Below are 24,386 nucleotides of genomic sequence, written 5' to 3'. Positions count from 1 at the left end.
CAAAAAATATTTTCAAAAAAATTAAAGTAAAATCTTTTCTCTGCCGTCTACCTAATCAAACAAGGAAATAATAGTCATGAAAAAAATATTAAAAGCCATAGGATTCGGAATTGTACTGGGTGCAACCTTATTCTTTGTTCCATTCATATTTAAATTTATTTTAATTGCCATGCTCATTGGTATGGTATTCAGGATGTTTGCCTATAAAAGACGCAGGCATTTCGACCAAAGGTTTAACGGGTATTATCCTAACCCCTTCGAGCAGATTACCCCAATTGATGGGCAATGGTACCGCCCGAACATTCAGGGTAACGGTGTAGTAAGCAATATAAACGTAAATTAAATTTACCCATGAGAGCATTTAGAATATTTTTAGCCTTAGCAGCAGCCGGAGCAACTTTTTACAGCTTAAATGTATTGGCCGTTCAAAACGGATACCGCGACCGGTTAGACTTTAGAAACAGGCATTACCACGAACACGATTGCGGGCCAGGGCAGAAAAGCCACGCCTTCAACCATCACAGAAACAATACCACAGGCAATTTTGAGCTTAAACCAGAAGGGCCGGAAAGAATCATCCCCGTAAAATAAACTGATATGTCGCGCGTACTTTTTTTAGCTAATCCATACGACAGTTCTGCAAGCCCGATTCTAGGCCTTGCGAACGAGCTGATTAATAAAGGGCAGAAGGTTACCTTTTTCAGCTCGGATGAGTTTCAGGAACCCGTTGAGGGCATAGGTGCTGATTTTAAGTCTTACAAGGCAGACCTTGATGTTTTTCAGCAAAAGAAAAGCGACGAATCTAAGTCGGGGCTCATTAGTGCGTTGCTGGAACCGATGAAATTTATCGATGATATTGTGGTACAGATCAGGGGACTGAAATTCGATTACGCCGTATTTTCTCCCGCGTATCCATATGCCAGTATCATTACCCAATTACTGGGAATACCCAAAGCGCAGTTTGGTGTTGCCAGTTAAAATGCGGCCATAAAGGGCCGCGAATTAATTATTACAAACCATTAAATTTTAAAAACATGTACAACGAACATAGCTGCCACTCAGGCAAAATGCATCACGGTTGCGGCCATAGGGGCGGCAGATTTGGCCATCACTTTGGAGGCCGCTTTAAACACGGTTACGAAATGTTTAACCGGGGTTTCAGGCGTGTGCCGGTAAATATCGAAGAAACCGAAAATAGTTTCATTATTCACCTTTATGCACCGGCCCTGGTTAAAGAAAACCTGAAAGTGCGAACCAAAGATGATGTTTTAACCATTTCTTATCAACCGGTTGAAGAAGCTCCAACCGAAAAATTTAGTCGCCGCGAATACAGCAACGGCGCTTTTGAAAGAGCTTTTGCTTTAAACGGAAAGGTACTTAACGATCAGATTGCCGCGGCCTATGCCGATGGAATTTTAAAGGTAACCTTACCTAAAAACCCCGAAACCAACACGCCAGAAAAAGCTATTCTGGTGGACTAAGTTTTGTCTATTATAATTTCGCTGATGCTCCGGTTACCACCGGGGCATTTTTTATTGAATTTAGTGTTGGAATGGGATTCAGCACCGGGGCTATTGCCACTAAAATGATTAATCCTTCAAGGTTATTGAAATGCGTTTGCTATTGGCCTTAATTTGAGGTACTTTTGCTAAAAGACAAAAATAAACAGATTGAATTTTAACGACTTTAATTTTAACCCCGATTTATTTGAAGGCTTAATGGCCATGGGGTATAAAAGCGCTACTCCGATACAAGAACAAGCCATTCCGGTAATTTTGGATAATCACGATCTGATTGCCTGCGCCCAAACGGGTACAGGGAAAACGGCGAGCTACCTTTTGCCGGTAATGGATAAAATTAGCCGCGCAACTGACCGGCATAACAATACCTTGATTTTGGCGCCGACCCGTGAACTAGCCCAGCAAATCGATTTGCAGGTAGAAGCATTGGCTTATTTTACCAATATCAGTTCGTTAGCTGTTTATGGTGGGGGCGATGGCATTGCTTACGAACAGCAAAAACGTTCGATGCGCGAAGGTGTGGACATTATTATTGCCACACCTGGGCGTTTAATGGCACATTTATCGTCGGGGGTTTTGAAACTGGAGCATTTGCAGCATTTAATTTTGGATGAGGCTGACAGGATGCTGGATATGGGCTTTTACGATGATATTATCCGGATCATCAGCTATTTGCCTAAAAAAAGGCAAACACTTCTGTTTTCGGCCACGATGGCACCGAAAATCAGGAATATGGCAGGTAAAATTTTGCACGAGCCTAAACAAATTACCATCTCGATTGCTAAACCTGCCGAAGGAATTGACCAGCAGGCCTACAATATTCACGATCAGCAAAAACAGGCTTTACTGACCGAGATTTTTAAAGAAGGCAAATATAAAAGCAGTATCATTTTTGCTTCAACCAAAGAGAAGGTAAAGGCCTTGTATAAAACTTTTAAAAGCTTGGGCATTAAAGCGGAAGCGTTCCATTCTGATTTAGGCCAGAAAGAGCGTGAAGATATTTTATTGGCGTTTAAAAATAAGCGGTTAGGGATTATAATCGGAACCGATGTATTATCGCGTGGTATCGATGTAGAAGGAATTGACCTGGTTATTAACTATGATGTACCCGGCGATCCTGCAGATTACGTACACCGGATTGGCCGTACGGCGAGGGCCGCAACCAAGGGAACTGCCATTACCCTGGTTAACGGCAGGGATAAGCGTAAGTTCGATAATATAGAGAAACTGATTGAAAAGCAGGTGCCGCGCATGCCTTTGCCTGAGCATATTGCTGGCATGGAAATTACCCATGTGGAGGAGAAAAGGCCTCAGCATAACAATAACGGAAAGAAACGTGTTTGGCGCAAGAAGAAACCAAAACCTAAGCCAACGGGCTAATTGCGGTTCAGCTTGTCATCACTATTGTTCAACGCCAATTTTTCATTAATTCGTTCTTCTGAAAAGCGCCTCACATTTGTTTTTTATTTAACAAAATGGTGATATTCTATTGCAGTTTTGACAACTATAAAGAGTAAATTAGCTTTATAAAAACAGAATCAAAATGGACGCAAAAATTGGAATAACCGCAGAACATAGACAGGCCGTTTCAGAACAATTGGCTAAATTATTGGCTGACGAATACGTTTTGTATACCAAAACCCGTAATGCACACTGGAATGTGGAAGGCATCGACTTTCTGGCCAAGCATAAATTTTTTGAAGAACAGTATAACCAGCTTGACGAGTTTATTGATAGTGTTGCCGAAAGGATCCGAAAAATAGGTCATTATGCACCTGCAACCCTGAAAAACTTCTTAGCTTTAACACACTTAACCGAATACAGCGAACGCCACAACGATAGCCTGGGTTATATTAAAGATTTATTGGCCGATCATGAAACCGTAATTGAATTTATCAGGGGTAACATCAACCCGATTGCAAATGATTATGGTGATGCCGGAACCAGCGATTTTATTACCGGAATTATGGAAACCCACGAAGAAATGGCCTGGTTTTTAAGAGCACATATCAAATAAATTATCAGAATGATTTTTTAAACGCCAATAGGATAAATTCTTATTGGCGTTTTTGTTTTATGGCTATCTTTACGGTATTCCATGGCAAATTTCATCATCATCGGTCTGTGCATACTGGCTGGCATCCTCTTTAGAAAAAGCAAAACCCTGCCCAAAGATGCGCACAAGGGCATTAATGCCTGGATTATTTATATCGCTTTGCCTGCGGCCTCATTTAAATATTTGCCGCACATTGTGTGGACAAAAGAATTGCTTTTTCCGGCACTGGCACCCGCCTGTGTTTGGTTATTTGGCTGGCTCTTTGTTACTGCATACAGTCGTAGCCAGAAATTGAGCAAGGCAACAACAGGTGGGCTAAAGCTTACAAGCGCTTTAAGTAATACCTCATTTCTGGGCTTTCCCTTAATTGCGGCCTATTTTACCGAGAAAGACCAGGCAATAGCCATTATCTGCGATCAGGCCACGTTTATGCTTTTATCTACTATTGGTATTGTGGTGGCCATCCGTTCTTCGCAAAGCCAGAAACTGAGTACAGGGCTGGTATTTAAAAAGGTGCTTACATTCCCACCGCTTATTGGCTGTATTTTAGCCTTAACTCTACCACATTTTATTAATATTAGCCCCCTCGAATCGCTTTTCGAAAAGCTGGCCGGAACGGTTGGCCCACTGGCCTTATTTTCGATTGGTTTACAGCTTAGGTTTGGTGGTTGGTTTGGCGAATTGAAACACATTAGCATTGCTTTACTTTACAAATTAATACTGGCACCAACAGTAATTTTAACTATCGCCATGTTTTTGGGCTTGAGTGGAACCATTATACAGATCACCATTTTTGAAATGGCTATGCCCACTTTGGTAACGGCCGGTGTGGTTGCAGATCAGTATAACCTGAACCCGAAACTGGCTAATCTGGTAGTAGGAGTGGGAATTATACTGGCCTTTATGACCACGGCTTTATGGTGGATGGTACTTACTTATTCTGGACTAGTTTGATGTTTATTTATTACCACAGAGACTATAGAGAGAAGGCACTAAGAGATCACAGCGGTTTTTTGTTTATTTTACCACAGATAAAAAGGATCGACACAGATAGAGCTTATTTTAATTATAGATGTAATTATTAGTAGAGTTGAAAGGCTGCTTCACAAGGTGCCTCCATCTTCTGGCACTTTGTGTCCCTCTGTGTAACACCAGGTAAACTCTGTGGTAATAAAAAGCCGCAAAATTTCTTCTGCGGCTTCTATCATTTCAAATTTTTTTACAGGCCTAATTTCTTGGCAATAGCAGATGGAATACCTGCCTTGTTTAATAAAAATGCGGTGGTTTTATATTTTACGTAGTTTTTGGTTACGTATAAATAACCTTTATAATCGTTGGTTACACCCCACGAATTTTTAACGATATAGTATTCTTTACCGTTCTGGTCTTTGGCTAAACCCACAATGTGCATACCATGGTCGTCAGTAGTCTGGTAGTTATCAAAAGCGGCCTGACGGTTTTCCTGGGTAATTTCCATCTCTGCCTGCGGACCATTAAACATATCGGCTTTTTCTTTCGCCGTCATCTCGGTATAAGGTGTTTGCGGAACGAAAGCCACACCGTTTTTATAGCTGAAAGATTTTTCGCTTACATCGGTAGCCCAGGCCACAGTATAGCCGTTTTTCAAGGCATTGTCAATGATATCGGTAATTTCGTTTACTTTAACGTTATATACCTGATCGAACGACCAGTTATCAGGAACCAATAAAGTAAACTTGCTGTAGAAAGGATGATCGTTGAAAGAAGATAATTCTACATAGTTATCAGGGTTGATGCCTACCACTTCGTTAGCGAAGGTTTTAGGGGTGTATTTTTTGCCCTTGTAAGTAAAGTTTTCCGGAACAGCTCCTAAATAGGCATCAATAACGCCAGTATAAGCTTTTAACCAGTTAGGTGTCAATTCGCCATTGGCATTTTTAACTACTGCCTCTAAAACACCCTTTTCGATATCGCCAAGCTCAGCCGTTTTATTAATTTTAGTGCCATAATTAAGGCCGGTGTATACTTCCTGTGGTACAGCACCATATTTTCTGTACATGTTGATTACATCGTGCAAAGCACCGCCATCGCCTAAAGAAACTGCACCGTGCATGCGTACATAATTAATCCCTTTTTCTACATAAGCATTACGGGCTGAGAAAATCTGCGATAGCTGAACAGGCTGTTTGCCTGCTTTAATCATTTCCGATTCAAGAAATGAGTTGGTAGAATAACTCCAGCAGGTACCTGAAGAGCCCTGGTTTTGAACGGGTGTATTGGCTAAATTAATAACATCAGTAAATTTAAAAGACGCTTTACTGTTTTCGCTTTGGTTGTTTTTTAAAGAGTTAACAAGATTGTCCTGACCATAGGTTACTAAAGTAGATAACGACAAAGCCAGACCAATCACACTGATTTTGGTGTAGTTGATCATTTTTTTATGAATAATATTAAAACTGAGCGAATGTAGAAATACTTGCTGATTTACGACAGAAATGTTTGTAATAAAATCCATAACATCCGTCATTTAAATGCAACAATGTTGATTTAGCACTCCGGCAAACTGATCGGGATATTGGTTGCAAGGCCTCCATCAGAGGTTTCTTTATACTTTGCATTCATATCTAACGCGGTTTCCCACATGGTGTTTACTACAGCGTCTAAACTTACTTTGGCCTTATCGGGATTACTTTGTAAAGCCAGCTGACTTGCCGTAATCGCTTTTATGGCACCCATCGTATTGCGTTCAATGCAAGGAATCTGCACCAGTCCGCCAATCGGATCGCAGGTTAAGCCCAGGTGGTGCTCCATGGCAATTTCGGCGGCCATTAATACCTGTCTTTGCGAGCCGCCCAGGCACTCGGTCAGTGCAGCAGCAGCCATAGCTGATGAAACGCCGATTTCGGCCTGGCATCCGCCCATAGCTGCAGATATGGTGGCTCCTTTTTTGAAAATACTGCCTATTTCTGAAGCACAGGCAATAAACTGGATAATTTTTTCTTCAGTATAACCATTGCAAAAGGTAATGAAATATTGAAGTACCGCTGGTATTACGCCTGCAGCCCCATTGGTAGGCGCAGTAACTACGCGGCCAAATGAAGCATTTTCTTCGTTAACAGCAAGTGCAAAACAGCTTACCCAATCTAAAATGTAATTAAACCCATTTCCTCCGTTTCTAATGGCTTCTACCCAGGTGTCGTAATTGGTGTATTCATTTTGGCCAATCAACCTTTTGTTAAGCGGGAAAGCACGGCGGGCAACATCTAAGCCACCGGGTAAGAAACCTGTGGTATGGCAGCCACGGTAAATGCAATCGCGCATCACGGCAAAATGCTGTAAAATGCCTTTTTTTGTTTCCGCCTCCGGTCGCCAGGCCAGCTCGTTTTCCATTACAATTTCGCTCACTTTTAAACCTGTAGACAGGCACCAGTGCAACAGCTCTTTCGCTTTCTCAACCGGGAAAGGCAGGTCTACCTGTGGTTTTTTGCTGTTATCTTCACCTTCTTTTACGACGAACCCCCCACCAATGGAGTAGTAGGTTTCTGAAAAAGCTTTTCCATTGCTTAAAAATGCCTGGAAAGTAACGGCGTTGGGATGGAACGGCAGACTTTCGGAAAAAAGGAACAGGAGATCTTCACTGTAATTGAAATCGATAACAAGTTGATTGGCGAGATTCAGTTTCTTATCTTTCTGAATTGCTTCAAAGGTTGGCGTTACGGCATCCACGTCAAAAGTTACCGGATCGGCCCCTGTTAAACCCAGTAAAATGGCCACATCAGTTCCGTGGCCCTTGCCGGTTTTGGCAAGCGAGCCGTAAAGCAATATTTTTATGCCCTCTACGGTATCAATGGGATGGTTTTGTCCCAGCGAAGCAGTAAACTGCTGTGCCGCCCTCCAAGGGCCCAGGGTATGCGAACTTGATGGACCGATGCCTATTTTAAAAATATCGAAAACTGAAATCTGTTCCTTGATCATTACGAAAGTTAGTTATACAAAGCTATGATTTGTTTTATGATTTTGGTTAAATTAATTATGAGTGAACATCAAAATATTTTACCTTAGGGAAATCTAATTTAAATGCTCAAACATGGATTTTAACACTAGCTACCAAGAAGTTGACCTCGATTATTGCCGCGCCAGTTCTGGCAAAAGACTTACCAACTATATTATCGACTTAATTGTCTTTTACATTATTCTTTTTGGCATTTACATCTTTATAGAAATCTTATTTCCTGGAATTTTAGATGGGATTAATAGTCTTTTAGACCGGTTGATTGCGATGTTTTGTTATGGCTTTATAATGAGTTTAATAGAAGCTGTTTCACATGGAAAATCGATCGGGAAGCTCATTACAGGAACAAAAGCGGTAAACTTAGATGGCAGTGAAATTGATTTACAAAAAGCATTTACGCGAAATATGATCCGCGTAATTCCTTTTAATGCACTTAGTGCCCTCAGTAATCCCTGCGACCCCTGGCACGATCGCTGGTCGGATACGATGGTAATTGATGAGAAAAAACTGGCACTACAAACCCAAAGGGTAATTCTGTTCGATTCGGTTAAAAATCAAATTCAATAATGTCGGTATCCCTAAGCATGCGCTCTACAAACTTTTGGTGGTTTTGCGGAGTGCCGGTGGCTACCCAGTTTCCGGTAATAATATTGCCTGCCAACTGGTGTTTACCACGTTGCGGTTTCAGTTTACTTTCTCTAAAAACTTCCTCATAGCTTTCTAAATTAAAGTGGCTATGTTGTTTTTTAACAATGCGGTAAACCCGTTTGGTAAAACGGCGGTCGCCTATTTCTTCTAAAAAAGGAAAAATAATCAGGGCCAGCATGACTACAATGGTAACGCCAATAGCCTGTTCATAATGCCCTGAACCAACAGCCATCCCTATTGCGGCTACAATCCAGATGATACAGGCTGTGGTTAAGCCTTTAACCCGGTTTTCTTCCTTAAAAATTACTCCTGCACCTAAAAAACCAATGCCGGTTACAATGTTCGATGCAATGCGGTCCTGGCTACCGGCCCCGATGTTGATGGATAGGATGGTAAATAAGGTGGAGCCCAAACCAATCATCATCATGGTTTTTAAACCTGCCGATTTACTTCTGTATTCACGTTCAGCGCCGATGATACCACAAAGCAGGGTGGCCAGTAAAAACTTATTGATTTCACTTTGTGTAATAAAATGGTGTTGAGTTAAGATATCGTTCATTGCCTTGGGTTATCAACAGCAAATTAATAAAAATCATAACATCTTAAACCATTTGCACGGCCACCATTTGAACTATTTGGAAAATATTTTTCATAACCTACGCCAATTTCCGATGTTCCGCCCGTGTTGCTATAGTTGATTTTAGAGGTTGTAGCATCGTGACTGATCCCTAGCCTGAATTTTTCACCATTGGTTCTCCTGTTAAAAATATCGAAGATTACGGAAAATACAATTGCATCATTTCCGTTCGAGTTGCCATCGTTGCGGTACCAGATGCCGGCATTTACGCTGGCATATTTGTATTGCATGCCTGCGCTGAACGATTTTACATTGCCCTGTTTGTAGGCAACGATAGATGGGATGAGGTAATTCCCATCGCGATCGTATTCATCAGGCACCAGGGTTAATTTGTAACTTAAGTTGCCCGAGATACGCATGGGTAACCTGGCCTGAAAACCTGATAAAGATTCATCCGGGCGGTTGAGGTGATGTACTGCCAATCCCATCATAAATTTCCCGACCACCAAGTTGGCACCTGCACTGGAATCAAAATAATAGCGGCTATCTATACTTGGCCTTTCTGCTCCCGACACACTGCCGGGGATGTAACCGGTATTGATATCGATCTGGTCGCCAAACACCAGTTTATCCCAGTTTAACTTCTGGTTGGTAATGCCTCCCTGTAAACCAAATGAGAGTGCGAAATCGTCTCCGCCGATGATATAAGAATAGCTTAGGGCTATATTGTTTTTTACCAGGTAGGCTGTACCTTCGCTGCTGCGGTTAAAAATAAGCCCAATGCCACTGTTCAGTTTACGCAGGTTGAGGTCTCCGGAGGCTGTCATATAAGAATAATCACTGGCCAAACCCGTCCATTGATTACGATAGAGTGCGTTAAACCTGATGTCGCCTTCAAACTGACCTGTTAATGCCGGGTTTAAATAAATCGGGGCATTATAAAATTGCGAATAAATGTGATCCTGGGCCAACGAAACCATTGACAGCAAGCAAAACACCAATATGATTATCCTTCTCTCCATCATCTATCTGATTAAATATATTACGCCTGTTTTTTTCGGAGGAGAGGAATCGTAAGTCATCCCTTTCCAATCGCTGCCATTAATAAATTTGATGTCTACTTTCCAATAATAAACACCCTGTGGCTGATCCTGGCCTTTATAAGTGCCGTCCCAGCCCTCTAAAGGTGCACCATCATCCAATTTGGTTGTTTCCCAAAGCAACTCTCCCCATTTGTTAAAAACAGACATGTTCCACTCTTTTATACCCCGGCCCTTTGCTTTAAAGGTTTTAATCTCATTTTTCGCACTTGCAGGCATAAAAGAGTTGGGGATGTTCAGATAGCCGGGTACACCGATAATGCGAACCGATTGAAAAGTGGTTGAAGAACAACCTTCTTTGTTCAACACTTTCAGCGTTACATTGTAAGTGCCTTCGTTAGCATAAGTGTGGTTAGGGTTTTGTAAGGTCGATTTGGCACCATCGCCAAAAGTCCACTCCCAGCTCACCGGGCCTGTACTTACATCTTTAAAGCCAAAGCTGTAATTCGGTATGGAAAGCTCATTTCCGGGGTTTACGGTGAAAGCAGCTACCGGTGGAGCAACAATCTGGATAAAATCAGGAAGAGTTAAAGTGTTGCTGCAGCCAAGGCTGTTTGTGGTGGTTAGGGTAACAGTATAGTTTACCCCCGAACCGGTGTAGATATGCTGGGGCTCAAACTCATTTGAAACCGGGGAGCCATCGCCAAAATCCCAGGCATAACCAATGGCCCCAACACTGGTATTTTTAAATTTAACCACGAGGTTGGTACAACCAACAGTTTTATCGGCACTGAAACTTGCCGTAGGTTGAGCAAGTACGGTTACCGTTTCAGTAGCGAAATTTTTGGAACAATCGTTTTCAGCATCCAACCTGATGGTATATCGTCCCGGTTTATTGAAAGTGTAAGGAAAAATACCCGTACTGGTTGTTGGGATTAGAATGGGCGTTTCTCCTGAATCTTCGTTTGTAATGGTATAAACAAAGCGGCTTGCTCCGCTGGTATTGTTTAAAAAGTTTACCTTCCAGGGGGCGCAGCCTTTTTTCTCGTTACCATTTACCACCAGGGCTGGTATAATATCATTTGGCGAAACCCTGATCACAACCGGGATGGCGTTTGCAACGCCGCAAGCATTTCTGGCGGTCATATTTACCGTAAAATCCTTCACGGCCAATGTCTTAAAGGTATGGCTCACGGTTTGCCTGTCGGTATAAGTTTCAGTGGGGCTGCCATCGCCAAAATCGTAGGTATAGGTTGTTCCTGCACTTTCCGGACCGGTATTTATAAAGTTTACGAGGAGATCAGCACACCCTGTTGTTTTATCAGGCGAAAATATAGCAACCGGTTTGGCATGTACAATTACTGTGGCATTGGTTACAACCGGCGGACCACAAGGTACGGTTGTGGTTAGCGTAATGTGATAAGTTTTGTCTTTCCCGCTTGGATCAGCCTGGAAAGTTATGGCAGCAGGCTGGGCGAGGGCAGATGTTTGGCCGTTATCAAAATCCCATCTATAAGTAGCGCCATTAAGCGGATTGGTGGTATTGGTAAAAATAACATTAGGAAGTGGCCCGCAACCCTCAGTAATACTTTGCGTAAAAGATGGAGTTATGACCGGAAGCGTACTAAATACTTCGCTTTTTTCGTCTGGATTACAACCCAGGCTACTGGTAACTACTAGTTTTATGGTTACGCTTTCGTTGCCATTCATGATGGTATACCCTGGAAACGTTGACCCTGTTCCGATCTGTACATTATTGGCAAACCAGGTATAGGTTGCATTACGATCGGGATATAATGTAGCCGCAATATTGCTTGCTTCGAGTTTAAAAGGAGCGCAGCCTGTGTTGGTGGTATAAGTTATTTCTGCCTTAGCATGCGGATTAACCGTGATCTTAATCTGGTTGCTTAAATTGTTACTGCAAGCTCCGCTGGCTACCGATCGGCGGTAATAAATGCTTACAGTTGGTATCGGGGGGGTAAAGTTTACACTGTTTGCACCCAATACATCGCTCCAATCGGTTCCATTTAAACTCGATTGCCATTGATAGCTGTACGTGCCACTACCCCCGCCTGGCGTAGTGCCTGTTAAAGTCGTTGCTGCAGTGCCGATACATATGTTCTGATCGCTACTGATAATATTGTTTGTCAAACCAGGTAAAACAGTAACCTGAACCGAATTACTGATTGAAGTACAAATGGTACTGTTTACCAACCGCCTGAAATAGCCAGAAACGGTTGCTGTTGTGGTTAAATTTTGATTAATGGCGGAGGGAATATTGGCCCAGGTACTGCCATCAGTACTGCTTTGCCATTGGTAGGCATAGGAGCCTGTTCCGCCGGTAGGCACATCCCCTGTAAGGGTAATGTTTTGGCCAGCGCAAATGGAGGCAACCGCCGCATTAATGGTATTGGTAACCGGCGAATAATAGGTAATGGTTACATCATCGGTAGAAGGCGGGCAACCACCAAAGCCGGCAATGGTCCACCTGAAGGTATAGGTTTGCCCGGGTACAAGCCCCGTAACCGAAGTGTTATATAGGGTAGGATTGGTAATGACAACACCCGTTTGGGCCGTTACGATAGTCCAGCTACCACTGTTCGGTGCCGGGTTATTTCCATTCAGATTAATACTGTTTCCGCTGCATAAATTTTGATCTGGGCCTGCATTGGCCACGACAGTTCCGGGGTTTACGGTTATGGTGGTTACTGTAGAGCCTGCTTCTGCACAGCTTCCGCTTTGTACCACCGCCCGGTATTGTGTGGTTATGGTGAGGTTAGAAAATACATATGGATTTGCAGTTGAGGTAATGGTAGACCAATTTACCCCATTATCGATAGATCTTTCCCAACGGACAATATTTCCAACATGCCCTGCTAAATTGATGTTGCCGCCATTTGTACCCGCACACACGCTTACATCTCCTGTTGTAGTGCCGCCAACACTAAGCGGGTTAACCGTAACCTGAACATCATCACTTGAGCTAGAACAGCCTGTATCGCTGATGGTCCAACGCAATACATAGCTGTTACCTGCTGCTAAACCCGAAATTTGTGTGTTGTTTTGGGTATCATCATTAAAGGTTATGGCGGTAGGGGCCGATACAATTGTCCATTTTCCGGTTCCTACAACAGGGTTGTTGCCTTTTAAGGTATAAATGCTTTGGTTACAGATCGCTTCATCGGGGCCCGCATTTGCCAGTGTTGCGCTTGGCAAAACTGTGATGGTAATACTAACGGGTGTACCCGGGCAGCCATTTGCAGATACCGGTGTAATGATATAGGTTACCGTGCCTGCGGTGGTGCCGGCGTTATTTAGAATATCGTTGATATGGTTATCTGCAGATGCCGCCGTTCTATTGCTATTGCCCGTAATACTCCCGGTTACTGTACTGTTGTAAGTATAATTTACCCCGGCAAAATTGCCAGATAAGGTAATGGCTGATGATGTTTTATTACAGATGGTTAAACTGGCCGGTGTAGCAGTGATAATGGGATTAGGCTTAACAGTCACTACTAAATTAAAAGGTGTTCCGTCGCAGCCATCGAAATGCGGCGTGATGGTATAAGTTACGCTTGCATCGGCATTAAGATCGGTATTACTGAGTACATCATTAATATTTCCGGTTCCGGCAGCCGTATAGCCGCTTGCAGACGGCGTTCCGGTTGCTGTCCAGGTGTAGGTAACGCCGGCAATAGCGGAGGTTGGGGTATAAGCTACACTGCTACCTGTACAGATGGTTCGGGTGTCGGCACTTGTTAAACTGATATCGGGTTTAATTTTTAAGATAATGTCATCATCGATCTGGTTACAGGGAGGAGCCAGTGCCGTAGTAACCCTTAATGTTAAGGTAACGATACCAGCCCTCTTTTCGCTCAATGTTGGCGTATAAACGGCATTTAAATCGTTTCGGCCAGGGGTAAATGTACCTTGACCTCCGACCCAGCTTTGAGAGGTAGTGGTACCGGTTACGGTTCCACTGAGGGTAAAACCTGGGTCGTTAAAACAGATGTTTTGATCTGTCCCGGCATTAACCACCGGTGCGGTACTGAACGTTAAGATTTGGGCGTCTTCGGCTGTGCCGCAATTATTTTTATGAACAACCTTTATCGTATACGTATCGTAGCTATCGAATTTTATCGATGGATATTTAGAATTTGCAGTGGTGCCACCGGTAAAGCTGTAAATACCCGATCCAGACGGGGTGACGGTCCAGGTGTAGGTATCGGAAAGATCTCTTGTAGTGCCTGAAAGCGTGGTTTTGGTTGGTCCGGTAGTGGTGTTGTTAAAATCGTAAGTTGATAAATTACAAACCGTAATATCAGGTGAAAGAACGGCTACAGGGTTTGCATTTACCACAACAGTTTGTGGCGGGCTGCTAATAATGCCGCAAGATGGAGTAGTAATGCTCAGGGTAATGGTATAGGTGCCAGCTGTGGTAAAATTGAATTCAGGTTCTTTGCTGGCCGCATTAGTGCCTCCTGCAAAACTAACTGCCGGACTAACTGACCATGAATAGTTGTTGGCTGCATCGCAGGTATTATCTAAAACAGAAAGATCAGTTGCTTTTAATGTTGTTCCGGCACAAATTGTATGTGATGGGAAGCTAAAGTCTGGCTTTGGCGGATCCTGGATGCAGATTTTCATTTCTACCGGATCGGCGTTACATGCCCCTGAACTGTTAGATTCTAATCGGATGGTATGCTCGCCATGTGTGGTAAATTTGTACACCAGATTATAAGATCTTGGCTGGTTTGCCTTCACCGGTATACCATCCACGTACCAATTATAAGTAACCTCATTGGGTACACAGCCTAAGGTATTGGTATTTGGATTTTCGCCAAGTGTAGAAGTGTTTACAAAAGTAATATCAGCGTTGGTACAACCGGGAGTATTAAAAGTAAAAGAATTTACCGGTTTAACCACTACTTTGGCTGAAGAGGAAACCGGTGTGCCAATTATCCCACAAAAGCTGTTTGATACATTGATGGAAACATCAAACGCATTAAAAATGGTGCCTGCACTGGAGGTTGAAACGCTTCCGCAGGATGATTTTATGTATGAGTGGGCTACAATACCGCCATTATTTATAATCTCGCAGAGGGTATAGGTGGTGGTGGTTTGGTCGCCCCAGTTAATTGTATAAATATCGCCTGGAAAGTTATTTTGAATGCCAGCCCCCGAGGTAACATCAACATTAAAAGTTAAAGCTCCTAATGGTAAACATACTACCGTGTTCCCAGTATTGGCAAAAGCCGTAATTGTCTTATTATTAATCAACAGGTAGGCTTTAGTGGCGACGGTACCATCAGGCATAACTGCCTTGGTATAAATAGTGTAGTGCGATTGTTGGGCCGTAAAAGTTTGTATAGGAGTAAGAAAGGAAATTGAAGCTGCGGTTGTGCCGTTTATCTCGTCGGTTACCGTTGCGGTAACTGTACTGTTTGCAGTAGATTCATTGCTAATTAAAAAGCTATTATTGGGCTTGCTGGTGCAGGTACCAAAAGTTTCTCTATTCGTATTGTTTAAATAGGTTGAGGTGAGTTTTGCTTCAACAGCGGTTCCAGCCTTTACTTCAAAAGGAGTAGAGGGGTTACTTGTGGTTACGGGAGCAGTCGTTTTTACCCTAACGCGATAGCCTGTGCCTGGTGTAAGGCCTGTGGGGAGTAATCCGTTTATGTAAGTGCTATAAAAGCCGGCATAAGTACCGATAAGTGTTTCTGCTGCGAAACTTCCGTTTTGATCTGATAAATAGAGCTGAAATTGATTTCCCTGTGATATGCAGCTTGTTGGTATTTTAAAAGGGACAGCAATGGTACTTCCTGGGGTATATGGCCCCGGATCTACGGAGCCGATAGTTACCTGCGCGAAAACATTTGACGTGAACAAAAATGCCCCGAAAAACAGGACAAAGAAATGCCATTTCCGTTTGCAGCGAATCTTCATAAATTTCTAACACTAGGAATGATTTTATTGCGTTCCGGAAGTTATAGTTGGGTAACTGCCTGGCCTGTACTCAAGGTTGAGTATTCAGACTTCATGGTGCGTCAATAAATATTCGTTACAAAGAACGTGTTTTTTAATTTACATTCGTAAATTTTTTACACCAACATTAACTAAATGAGCAGGTTATAAGTTCTGCTAAACCTGGTTTTATATAGTGAAAGGGCATAAAAAACCCCCAAGGCTTGATTGCCCTGAGGGTATATTTTTACACGAAATCGTTTCGCTATGGAATGGTATTACATCATACCGCCCATACCACCGCCACCCATTGGCGGCATAGCAGGAGCACCACCTTCTTCAGGTTCGTCTGCTAAAACAACTTCTGTGGTTAATAACATGGCTGCAATAGATGCGGCATTTTCTAAAGCTACACGGCTTACTTTGGTTGGGTCGATAACACCTGCACCAATTAAGTTTTCGTAAGCACCTGTACGTGCATTGTAACCGAAATCAGCAGTACCTTCTTTAACTTTTTGTACTACGATAGAACCTTCAATACCTGCGTTTTCGCAAATCTGACGTAATGGCTCTTCAATCGCACGACGGATGATCTGGATACCTGTGTTTTCATCTTCGTTAACGCCTTTTAAATCAGCAATAGAGGCTACAGCGCGGATGAAAGCTACACCACCACCAGCTACAATACCTTCTTCTACAGCTGCACGGGTTGCATGTAAGGCATCATCAACACGGTCTTTTTTCTCTTTCATTTCAACCTCGCTTGCTGCACCCACGTAAAGCACCGCAACACCACCAGCTAATTTAGCTAAGCGCTCTTGTAATTTTTCTTTATCGTAGTCAGAAGTAGTGGTTTCGATCTGAGCTTTAATCTGGTTAACACGAGCTTTAATATCATCAGTGTTACCTGCACCGTTAATTACAGTGGTATTGTCTTTATCAACAACCACTTTTTCTGCTGAACCCAAATAAGTTAAATCAGCATTTTCTAATTTGTAACCTCTTTCTTCTGAGATAACAGTACCGCCCGTTAAGATCGCGATGTCTTCTAACATGGCTTTTCTTCTGTCGCCGAAACCTGGAGCTTTAACAGCCACCACTTTCAGTGAACCACGGATTTTGTTTACGACCAAAGTAGCCAAAGCTTCGCCATCTAAATCTTCAGAGATGATTACCAATGGTTTACCGGTTTGAACAGTTTTTTCTAAAACCGGCAACAATTCTTTCATGTTGCTGATTTTTTTGTCGTAGATTAAAATGTAAGGACTGTCTAATTCAGCTTCCATTTTATCTGCATTGGTTACAAAGTATGGAGATAAATAACCCCTGTCAAACTGCATACCCTCAACTGTTTTCACTTCAGTTTCAGTACCTTTTGCCTCTTCAACAGTAATTACACCATCTTTACCAACTTTGCTCATTGCCTCAGCAATTAAGGCACCGATTACCTCGTCGTTGTTAGCCGAAATAGAAGCAACCTGTTTAATTTTATTGTTGTCTTCGCCAACAGTTTGCGATTGCGTTTTTAAGTTCTCTACAACAGCAGAAACAGCTTTATCGATACCACGTTTTAAATCCATTGGATTTGCACCAGCAGCAACGTTTTTAATACCGGTAGTAATAATGGCTTGTGCTAAAACAGTAGCTGTAGTTGTACCATCACCAGCAATATCAGCGGTTTTTGAGGCTACTTCTTTCACCATTTGAGCACCCATGTTCTCAACCGCATCTTTCAATTCGATTTCTTTAGCCACTGTAACACCATCTTTGGTGATTGCCGGAGAACCGAATTTTTTATCGATAATTACGTTACGTCCCTTTGGACCTAAAGTTACTTTTACGGCATTTGCCAGAATATCAACACCTCTTTTCAGGGCGTCGCGCGCTTCAACGTTATATTTTACTTGTTTAGACATTTTTAAGAATATTTTAAAGTTTTAATGTTGGAAGGTTGAAACATTTCAATCTTCCGGTTTATATAAACATTGCAACGTTTAATGTTGCAATATTTCAATTACCTATCCAACAACAGCGTAGATATCAGTTTCACGCATGATCAGGTAATCTTTACCTTCGTAAGGGAACTCAGTACCGCCGTATTTACCATAAATTACAACATCGCCAATTTTTACACTGGCTTTTTTACCTTCAGAATCTTCTTCAGAAACAGAAACTACAGTTCCTTTAGATGGTTTTTCTTTTGCAGTATCAGGAATATACAAACCTGATGCAGTTTTCTCTTCTGCTGCAGCTGGTTCAACGATTACTCTGTTCGAACTGCCAGCAATTGGTTTAAGGTTTAACGCCATAACTTTTATTATTTTTTATTTTGATTTTTGTTTTTTTATTATGCTTTCATTCAACACTTTTTATGCCAATAGGCATGTAGGGACAAATTTTCACCCTAAACTGTCAATCTTTTCACCCTAATCGCTTATGGGCGTGTCAGCATGGCAGTAAAGTTTTGCTTTTTAGCCGGATTTAGGGTTTAATTCTTGACTTCCCCCTTCGTCGTCATGCTGAATTTATTTTATTATCCGTTTTTAATGTAAGGTCTGATAGGCGACTGCGTGATCAGCATCTTTCCTGCAAGACACCCCTGAAATAAATTGAGGCTGACAACTCAAAACTTAAAATATTTCCTTTTCAGTTAAATACTTCCAATATCTTTTAGGCAAGTGCTGTATATGTAGTTTGGTGTTTTTTCTGGGTATAATGTTCGCGCTTTTAAAATAATCTTTCCAAAGTGTGGCATAAAGTGCTTCGTTTTCATCCATAAGTACGGGAGCAGGTTTCTGTTTATTAATGCCTTCGGTAAAACTTATGGTTATTTCTGATACCGTATCTAAATTGTAGTGTAAGCCATAATGGCGCTTTAAATCGTAAATTACCCATTGCTGATCTGCATAACGGTTTTTAAAATGATTTGATATCAAAGGCAGTACATTAAAATCAGGATCAATACCGGCATAAAACAAACCGTCGCCTGTTTTTTGGAAACGGATAAAGGCTTCCATCCGGTGTTTTTCGCGTTCCACACTTTTGGCATATTTAGAAAGAGCAATTACGTGCTCGTTGCCATAATTGCCTTCCGCTCCGGTAGCGTGTTTAAAAATGTAAACCGAAAAATGAAAGAGGTGGTTATAGGCTTCAGGGATTTCAGATAAATAACTGCAGTAAAATTTACGCAGCCATACCTTTGAGAGTTTCTTCTGAAGCCCCATCCAAACGCGGTCGGCTTTCGTCGCATCGGTTGTAACCATAAAACTTTCAGCAAAAGCTTCAGGCTGGAACATGCCGCTTGATTTAAGCACGACTTTGCCTGGTTTGCGCTCAAACCATTCAAAAACTGCTGTTAAAAGACCGGGAAGAGAGCCATCGAAGATGTAGATCATTATATTGCTACTTTAAATTGCCATTTCTGAACGCAGTGAAGAATCTCTTTTCTATAAATCAAATTACCAGGGATTTATAAGCGTTGAAGCCTGTGATAACAGAAACGGAAACCGCCCTGACATTGCAGACTCTTCACTGCGTTCAGAATGACAGCAGATTAAAACAAAAGCATCTGGTTATTAGCTGTTTTTAAATATTTGCTTTTGCTTTCGGCCAGGATAAAAGCTTTAATCTGAGTACCCTGGTAATCTCTTAACTGGTAAGGGCTATCGGCACAAACTATAAAGTGTTTGGCTTTATTATAGGCTATGCCTATTTTCTTCAGCTGGTCGATGCGCAGTTTACCAAACTTGCGGGCTTGCACAATCTTTTGGGCCGACATTACCCCGATACCCGGAATTCGCAAAATCATTTTATAATCTGCCTGGTTAATATCAACCGGAAAATGCTGCATGTTGCGGATGGCCCAGCTCAGTTTTGGATCAATATCTACATCAAGATTGGGATTGGCATCGTTTAAAATTTCCTGTACTTTAAAGCCATAAAATCGCATCAGCCAATCCGTCTGGTATAGCCGGTTTTCTCTTAGCAAAGGAGGCTGGGTGCCTAAAACAGGCATTCGGCTATCGTTACTAATGGGCACATAACCCGAATAATAAACCCTTTTTAATGAAAAGTTCTGGTAAAAAGCATTGGCCGTATACATAATATCTTTATCGCTCTCGGGTGTTGCGCCAATAACCATTTGGGTACTCTGCCCTGCCGGTACAAACTTGGGGATGTGTTTGATCAGTTTTTTATGTGCCGAAAACTGGGTAATTTGTTTTTGTACAAATTCGAGCGGTTTAATTACATCGGCATGGTTTTTTTCGGGAGCCAGGAGTTTTAAACCGGCTTCGGTTGGCATCTCTAAATTAATGCTCATCCTGTCGGCGTATAATCCGGCTTCTTTAATCAGTTCATCACTGGCACCGGGAATGGTTTTAAGGTGGATATAACCGTTATAATTTTGCTCTAACCGTAATTTTTTTACCACCAGGAGCAGGCGTTCATGGTAAAATCGGCATTTTTAAAAATCCCCGAACTTAAAAACAGGCCTTCAATGTAATTACGGCGATAAAAATTCATGGTGAGGTCTACCACTTCATCAACGGTAAAAGCAGCGCGTTTAATGTCGTTGCTTTTTCTTGAAACACAGAATAAGCAATCGTAAATGCAGTGATTGGTGAGTAGAATTTTTAATAATGATACGCACCTGCCATCCTCGGTATAGGTATGGCAAATGCCCGAAACGTGGCTGTTTCCAAGACCTTTATTATCGTTCTTTCTTGTGCCGCCGCTTGATGAACAAGAAACATCATATTTAGCGGCGTCAGCAAGAATAGTTAATTTTTCACGAATGCGATCAAACATAGGAAGTATTTTTTTTGCTAACAAATATAGTTTAATAACTAAAAATATTAGCAAATAGATTTGTTTAATCTATTCGATTTCGGAATAATCGTGTTTAGCTAAAACTATTGGAGGGATTCAGCTTTCTGCTCAATGGCAGTTGATGTGCAATATTATAGCTTTCCTGATAGTATTTTAATTCAGAAAAGAAGTGTTCTGCTGCTGTTTCATGGTTTTTAAGCGCACTAAAGTTCGCTACAAACGCTGGGTTTTTAAATGTAATCTGATAAAAGTAACCGCCATTATGGTTATCGAACATTTCGATTACGCTGGTTACGTTTTCCCATTCAGAAAAAAAATCGGTTCTTCTGTATAAGAAAGAAGTTTTTCTTAGTTTAAAGCTTATGCCTTTTTCGCTAATGGAGATTTTGCTATGCACAAAGATCTGCGTTTTGGTGATCCATAATAAGAAGAGGGCCATTAAAATAATCGATAACGAAACAAACAGCAATGTGGAGGTTTCGGAAAGCGATGATGGTAAACTAAAAAGACAATACAACATTAAGGAAATGAATAATACAGGAATGCCAACCATCGCGATTAACAAAACACTGTTTTTATGGTATTTTAGTTTATAAGGATACATAAGGATAATTTTTTTTAAAGTTAAATCCTTATAAACCGTTCTGAAATACTTACTAATGGGTATTTTAAAATAGTCCTTTTGTAGGTTATTTGCCTTCCCACTCTTTATAAAAGTGCTCGAGGTATAGCAGCATAAACTGGTGTCTTTCTGCTGCTAACGTTTTCCCGGCTTCGGTATTCATCATGTCTTTCAACAGCAGTAGTTTTTCGTAAAAATGGTTAATAGTTGGCGCGGTGGTATTTTTATAACTCTCTTTGGAGCGGTGTTCTTCCGGTAAGATAGCCGGGTCGTAAAGCACCCTGTTTTTGAATCCGCCATAGGTAAATGCTCTTGCAATGCCAATAGCCCCGATTGCATCCAGGCGATCGGCATCCTGTACAATCTGCATTTCTTTTGATGTAAAACCTGTTCCATCGAAACTATTTTTGAAGGACATGTGCTGGATGATCAGCTTAACATGTTCAATAATTTTTTCATCAACAGCGATAGATTTTAAGAACGAGGTCGCGATATGAGGGCCAAGTTCTTCGTCACCATTGTTAAATTTAGGGTCGGCAATATCGTGCAACAGTGCAGCTAAAGCTACTACAAGTTCATTGCCATTTTCTTGCTGATTGATGGTTTGAGCCGTTTTAAAAACACGCTCGATATGAAACCAATCATGACCTGCCTCTGCATGCGCAAGGGTTTCTTTTACAAAATCAATGGTTTTCTCTATGGTAGCCTGCATAAGATTGAATTTTTTCCAAAGGTATTGGAATTACCTGCAGGGATAAAAAAATGATATCAACAGCGGCGATTTAAATCGCCGCTGCTGTCCTTTTTTCGTCGTCAGCAATGATTTTGATCAAATCACTGTGATTTAACGTTAATAAATGCGATACTTCAACCTCTAAAATAGCTGCGATCTGAAATAAACGGTCTACAGTGAGCTTACTATAACCAAGCTCAATTTTGCTGTAAGCATTTTGTGATATTTTTAGTTTCGCTGCCAGGTAATCTTGAGTATAATCTCTGTATTCTCTGATCTTTCTAATATTCCCGGCAACATTCTTTGTCTTTAATGCCAAATCTTCCATAAAAAGGGATAAATTTTAATGTTCTAGCGGTATTTACGAAAATCATGTTTTAACAGATTTCGGAATGGTATATTTTAGCACGAATAGGAATTACGTAAACAGCAGAAAGAACTGTTTAATACAACAAAGTAATAACCCAAATGTTTAAGCGTTCTGTTTAGTTGGTCGCGGGATTCTGGCGGCGATCGTTGTTTGAATAGAAGAGTGGAGCGATATATAATTTAGAAACATGAGATTATGCAGTCAAATTAACGACAGAAGCAGGAGGTAAGAAATGCAGGGAGTTAACTATAAAGGACTAATACAACCCCCAGTCGTCCTCGAAATCGTCTTTTTCGAAATATTTGACCCACTCAATAAAAAGCAGGCGGAATTTTTCAATTTCTTCCAGAACGATGTCTTTATACTCAGGGGTGCAGATTTCGAACATATCTGCTGCTCTGACCTGGGTTTCTAATTCACGACAGTTGGTTCGGATAATCGATGCATTTTCCATTCTTAAAATATACATATCTGCACCTTCTGCCCCAACAATTTTAGGGCATAACATGAGGGCATTCTGCATAATTAAATTAGCGGTCATTTCTGCCAATTCTCCTTCCAGTGTTTCGCAGAAAAGGGCAGCATATTTGTACACGGCTCTTGCCTGATTATAAAGGCTTTTGGCCCTGGTTGCTTTCAGCCTGACTTTTTCGGCATCAACACTGGATAGGTTTTCTTCATCCTCATCATCTCGGCCAAATCGGCTAAAATGCTCCCATTCGGGCATATGATCCATGTCATCAAATTCCATATTTTTCAAAATTTTTTACGTTATGGTACGTAAGAGAGTGTAATATATTAATTTTCAATGAAAAAGACTAGGCATCAATCAATGGGGCCCGGCGTGAGCCATCATATAATTCATACTCCAGTAAGCGACAGTCTAATTTACCATTATAAAATTCAATTTTTTTTGCAGCCTTTAATCCAATTTTCTTCGCAAGATCAGGATTTCCGGTGAATATATATCCGGTATAACCTTTACATTTTGTTTTCATAAAATCGCCCATGCGTTTATAAGTCAATTCCAGCTTGCTGTGCACACCTAAACGTTCGCCATATTCGGGGTTAAATACTACAACACCCGTGCCATCTTCTGGAACTGGCGTTTGTTCAAAATCGCAAACTTCAAATTCAATTAAAGTATCAACACCAGCAGTTTTAGCATTTTTACGGGTTACCTCAACGGCATCTTCAGAAAGATCGGAAGCGACAATTTTTAGATCAATATTTTTAATTACCTGGTCTTTTAACGTTCTGCGCTCAGCGAAAAAATCTTCCTCATTATAGCCTAAGATGTGCATAAAGCCATAATTCATGCGGTATAACCCGGGAGCACGGTTGGTGGCAATCAGCGCTGCTTCGATGGCTAAGGTTCCTGAGCCGCACATAGGGTTAATAAACGGCGATTTCTTATCCCAGTTACTTGCTAAAATAACACCGGCAGCCAAAGCCTCTAACATGGGAGCTTTTCCGGGGATTTTACGGTAGCCATGTTTAGCAAGGGTTTCGCCAGATGTATCTATAAAAACATCGGCATCTGCATCTTTCCAGTATAAATGCACCACCGCTTTGTTTGCATCCGAACCAGAGTTAGGGCGGATGCCTTTTTTCTCTTTTATGCGGTCAACAATGGCATCCTTTACTTTTAAGTTTGCAAAAAGTGGTGTGGTAATATTGGGGTTATCAACATTTGAGGTTACGGAGAAATAACCCGAAAAATCAATCAGTTCTTCCCACTCAATGGCTTTTATCTCTTGGTATAAATGATCTGGTGTAACCGCTTTGAAACTTTTTATGGCATACAGGATCTGGCTGGCACAGCGCAAGTTCAAATTTAGTTTAATACACTCCTTAAGGGTGATATTGAGCTCAACACCTGTAGCAAAAGACCGTTCGATAATATAACCTAAAGCCTTAACCTCTTCTTGTAAGTAAGGCGAAAGGCGCTTGTTGCAGGTAATAATTACCTTGCTTTTATTGTGGAAAACTTGCATCATAATATATGCGAAGTTATCAATAAAATTATAGAGAT

The 24,386-nt window shown here is 41.5% G+C and carries 21 protein-coding genes and 1 pseudogene; 8 read left to right on the top strand and 14 right to left on the bottom strand.

Annotation, left to right across the window (positions count from 1 at the left end; all coding sequences use genetic code 11):
* Nucleotides 1–76 precede the first annotated feature (76 nt).
* From GGQ60_RS16450 to GGQ60_RS16420, 7 genes are all read left to right on the top strand, one after another.
* On the top strand, nucleotides 77–343 hold the full coding sequence (locus GGQ60_RS16450) for a hypothetical protein (protein WP_183766406.1): 267 nt from the start codon (nucleotides 77–79) through the stop codon (nucleotides 341–343).
* Nucleotides 344–351: 8 nt separating this feature from the next.
* Entirely contained in the window at nucleotides 352–591 is a 240-nt protein-coding gene (locus GGQ60_RS16445) for a hypothetical protein (RefSeq protein ID WP_183766405.1), read from the top strand.
* Nucleotides 592–597: 6 nt separating this feature from the next.
* Nucleotides 598–978, top strand: coding sequence for a glycosyltransferase (locus GGQ60_RS16440; RefSeq protein WP_183766403.1), 381 nt, complete (start codon nucleotides 598–600; stop codon nucleotides 976–978).
* 56 nt (nucleotides 979–1,034) lie between these two features.
* Nucleotides 1,035–1,481: an Hsp20/alpha crystallin family protein gene (locus tag GGQ60_RS16435; protein ID WP_183766402.1), complete on the top strand. Its 447-nt coding sequence runs from the start codon at nucleotides 1,035–1,037 to the stop codon at nucleotides 1,479–1,481.
* A gap of 189 nt (nucleotides 1,482–1,670) precedes the next feature.
* Nucleotides 1,671–2,900: a DEAD/DEAH box helicase gene (locus GGQ60_RS16430; RefSeq protein WP_183766400.1), complete on the top strand. Its 1,230-nt coding sequence runs from the start codon at nucleotides 1,671–1,673 to the stop codon at nucleotides 2,898–2,900.
* Nucleotides 2,901–3,063: 163 nt separating this feature from the next.
* The gene (locus tag GGQ60_RS16425) at nucleotides 3,064–3,537 is read left to right on the top strand and encodes a Dps family protein (RefSeq protein WP_183766398.1); all 474 of its coding nucleotides are present in this window, start codon (nucleotides 3,064–3,066) and stop codon (nucleotides 3,535–3,537) included.
* Nucleotides 3,538–3,618: 81 nt separating this feature from the next.
* Nucleotides 3,619–4,530 (top strand): AEC family transporter, encoded by a 912-nt coding sequence (locus tag GGQ60_RS16420; protein ID WP_183766396.1) that lies wholly within the window; start codon nucleotides 3,619–3,621, stop codon nucleotides 4,528–4,530.
* Between the two features lie 265 nt (nucleotides 4,531–4,795).
* On the opposite strand, the gene GGQ60_RS16415 is transcribed toward GGQ60_RS16420, so the two are convergent.
* On the bottom strand, nucleotides 4,796–5,989 hold the full coding sequence (locus tag GGQ60_RS16415) for a C1 family peptidase (protein ID WP_183767217.1): 1,194 nt from the start codon (nucleotides 5,987–5,989) through the stop codon (nucleotides 4,796–4,798).
* A 113-nt stretch (nucleotides 5,990–6,102) separates the two neighbouring features.
* Complete coding sequence (locus GGQ60_RS16410; RefSeq protein WP_183766394.1) at nucleotides 6,103–7,530, bottom strand: L-serine ammonia-lyase; 1,428 nt, start codon at nucleotides 7,528–7,530, stop codon at nucleotides 6,103–6,105.
* A gap of 112 nt (nucleotides 7,531–7,642) precedes the next feature.
* On the opposite strand from GGQ60_RS16410, the gene GGQ60_RS16405 reads away from it, so the two are divergent.
* A complete protein-coding gene (locus GGQ60_RS16405) occupies nucleotides 7,643–8,134 on the top strand; it encodes an RDD family protein (RefSeq protein ID WP_183766392.1) in 492 nt (163 codons plus the stop codon).
* Here the strand turns inward: GGQ60_RS16405 and GGQ60_RS16400 are convergent.
* The 12 genes and pseudogenes from GGQ60_RS16400 to GGQ60_RS16345 form a co-directional block, all read right to left on the bottom strand.
* Entirely contained in the window at nucleotides 8,115–8,774 is a 660-nt protein-coding gene (locus tag GGQ60_RS16400) for an MgtC/SapB family protein (RefSeq protein WP_183766390.1), read from the bottom strand. The genes GGQ60_RS16405 and GGQ60_RS16400 overlap by 20 nt on opposite strands.
* 23 nt (nucleotides 8,775–8,797) lie before the next feature.
* Nucleotides 8,798–9,817 (bottom strand): PorP/SprF family type IX secretion system membrane protein, encoded by a 1,020-nt coding sequence (locus GGQ60_RS16395; protein WP_183766388.1) that lies wholly within the window; start codon nucleotides 9,815–9,817, stop codon nucleotides 8,798–8,800.
* Nucleotides 9,818–15,778: a DUF8696 domain-containing protein gene (locus GGQ60_RS16390; protein WP_183766386.1), complete on the bottom strand. Its 5,961-nt coding sequence runs from the start codon at nucleotides 15,776–15,778 to the stop codon at nucleotides 9,818–9,820.
* Between the two features lie 296 nt (nucleotides 15,779–16,074).
* On the bottom strand, nucleotides 16,075–17,712 hold the full coding sequence (groL, locus tag GGQ60_RS16385) for a chaperonin GroEL (protein WP_183766384.1): 1,638 nt from the start codon (nucleotides 17,710–17,712) through the stop codon (nucleotides 16,075–16,077).
* Nucleotides 17,713–17,814: 102 nt separating this feature from the next.
* Nucleotides 17,815–18,105 carry a co-chaperone GroES gene (locus GGQ60_RS16380; RefSeq protein WP_183766382.1) on the bottom strand — a complete coding sequence of 97 codons (291 nt, stop codon included), beginning with the start codon at nucleotides 18,103–18,105 and terminating at the stop codon, nucleotides 17,815–17,817.
* A gap of 321 nt (nucleotides 18,106–18,426) precedes the next feature.
* Nucleotides 18,427–19,191 (bottom strand): TIGR03915 family putative DNA repair protein, encoded by a 765-nt coding sequence (locus GGQ60_RS16375; protein WP_183766381.1) that lies wholly within the window; start codon nucleotides 19,189–19,191, stop codon nucleotides 18,427–18,429.
* 158 nt (nucleotides 19,192–19,349) lie between these two features.
* Nucleotides 19,350–20,605 (bottom strand): annotated as a pseudogene (locus GGQ60_RS16370) (putative DNA modification/repair radical SAM protein).
* Between the two features lie 94 nt (nucleotides 20,606–20,699).
* Nucleotides 20,700–21,230, bottom strand: a complete 531-nt coding sequence (locus GGQ60_RS16365) for a hypothetical protein (protein ID WP_183766379.1) — start codon at nucleotides 21,228–21,230, stop codon at nucleotides 20,700–20,702.
* An 85-nt stretch (nucleotides 21,231–21,315) separates the two neighbouring features.
* A complete protein-coding gene (locus tag GGQ60_RS16360; RefSeq protein ID WP_183766377.1) occupies nucleotides 21,316–21,960 on the bottom strand; it encodes an HD domain-containing protein in 645 nt (214 codons plus the stop codon).
* Nucleotides 21,961–22,030: 70 nt separating this feature from the next.
* Complete coding sequence (locus tag GGQ60_RS16355; protein ID WP_183766375.1) at nucleotides 22,031–22,309, bottom strand: helix-turn-helix domain-containing protein; 279 nt, start codon at nucleotides 22,307–22,309, stop codon at nucleotides 22,031–22,033.
* A gap of 298 nt (nucleotides 22,310–22,607) precedes the next feature.
* Nucleotides 22,608–23,102 (bottom strand): hypothetical protein, encoded by a 495-nt coding sequence (locus tag GGQ60_RS16350; RefSeq protein ID WP_183766373.1) that lies wholly within the window; start codon nucleotides 23,100–23,102, stop codon nucleotides 22,608–22,610.
* Between the two features lie 67 nt (nucleotides 23,103–23,169).
* Nucleotides 23,170–24,348, bottom strand: coding sequence for a THUMP domain-containing class I SAM-dependent RNA methyltransferase (locus GGQ60_RS16345; protein WP_183767215.1), 1,179 nt, complete (start codon nucleotides 24,346–24,348; stop codon nucleotides 23,170–23,172).
* Nucleotides 24,349–24,386 lie beyond the last annotated feature (38 nt).

The organism is Pedobacter zeae (assembly GCF_014196715.1).
Taxonomy (GTDB): domain Bacteria; phylum Bacteroidota; class Bacteroidia; order Sphingobacteriales; family Sphingobacteriaceae; genus Pedobacter; species Pedobacter zeae.
Note: the sequence above shows the minus strand (reverse complement) of the source record. Positions and strands in the feature narration are given on the sequence as shown.

Coding starts and splice junctions, on each gene's coding strand:
- GGQ60_RS16450 (WP_183766406.1), top strand. CDS start 77: ATGAAAAAAATATTAAAAGCCATAGGATTCGGAATTGTACTGGGTGCA.
- GGQ60_RS16445 (WP_183766405.1), top strand. CDS start 352: ATGAGAGCATTTAGAATATTTTTAGCCTTAGCAGCAGCCGGAGCAACT.
- GGQ60_RS16440 (WP_183766403.1), top strand. CDS start 598: ATGTCGCGCGTACTTTTTTTAGCTAATCCATACGACAGTTCTGCAAGC.
- GGQ60_RS16435 (WP_183766402.1), top strand. CDS start 1,035: ATGTACAACGAACATAGCTGCCACTCAGGCAAAATGCATCACGGTTGC.
- GGQ60_RS16425 (WP_183766398.1), top strand. CDS start 3,064: ATGGACGCAAAAATTGGAATAACCGCAGAACATAGACAGGCCGTTTCA.
- GGQ60_RS16420 (WP_183766396.1), top strand. CDS start 3,619: ATGGCAAATTTCATCATCATCGGTCTGTGCATACTGGCTGGCATCCTC.
- GGQ60_RS16415 (WP_183767217.1), bottom strand. CDS start 5,989: ATGATCAACTACACCAAAATCAGTGTGATTGGTCTGGCTTTGTCGTTA.
- GGQ60_RS16410 (WP_183766394.1), bottom strand. CDS start 7,530: ATGATCAAGGAACAGATTTCAGTTTTCGATATTTTTAAAATAGGCATC.
- GGQ60_RS16405 (WP_183766392.1), top strand. CDS start 7,643: ATGGATTTTAACACTAGCTACCAAGAAGTTGACCTCGATTATTGCCGC.
- GGQ60_RS16400 (WP_183766390.1), bottom strand. CDS start 8,774: ATGAACGATATCTTAACTCAACACCATTTTATTACACAAAGTGAAATC.
- GGQ60_RS16395 (WP_183766388.1), bottom strand. CDS start 9,817: ATGATGGAGAGAAGGATAATCATATTGGTGTTTTGCTTGCTGTCAATG.
- GGQ60_RS16390 (WP_183766386.1), bottom strand. CDS start 15,778: ATGAAGATTCGCTGCAAACGGAAATGGCATTTCTTTGTCCTGTTTTTC.
- groL (WP_183766384.1), bottom strand. CDS start 17,712: ATGTCTAAACAAGTAAAATATAACGTTGAAGCGCGCGACGCCCTGAAA.
- GGQ60_RS16380 (WP_183766382.1), bottom strand. CDS start 18,105: ATGGCGTTAAACCTTAAACCAATTGCTGGCAGTTCGAACAGAGTAATC.
- GGQ60_RS16375 (WP_183766381.1), bottom strand. CDS start 19,191: ATGATCTACATCTTCGATGGCTCTCTTCCCGGTCTTTTAACAGCAGTT.
- GGQ60_RS16365 (WP_183766379.1), bottom strand. CDS start 21,230: ATGTATCCTTATAAACTAAAATACCATAAAAACAGTGTTTTGTTAATC.
- GGQ60_RS16360 (WP_183766377.1), bottom strand. CDS start 21,960: ATGCAGGCTACCATAGAGAAAACCATTGATTTTGTAAAAGAAACCCTT.
- GGQ60_RS16355 (WP_183766375.1), bottom strand. CDS start 22,309: ATGGAAGATTTGGCATTAAAGACAAAGAATGTTGCCGGGAATATTAGA.
- GGQ60_RS16350 (WP_183766373.1), bottom strand. CDS start 23,102: ATGGAATTTGATGACATGGATCATATGCCCGAATGGGAGCATTTTAGC.
- GGQ60_RS16345 (WP_183767215.1), bottom strand. CDS start 24,348: ATGCAAGTTTTCCACAATAAAAGCAAGGTAATTATTACCTGCAACAAG.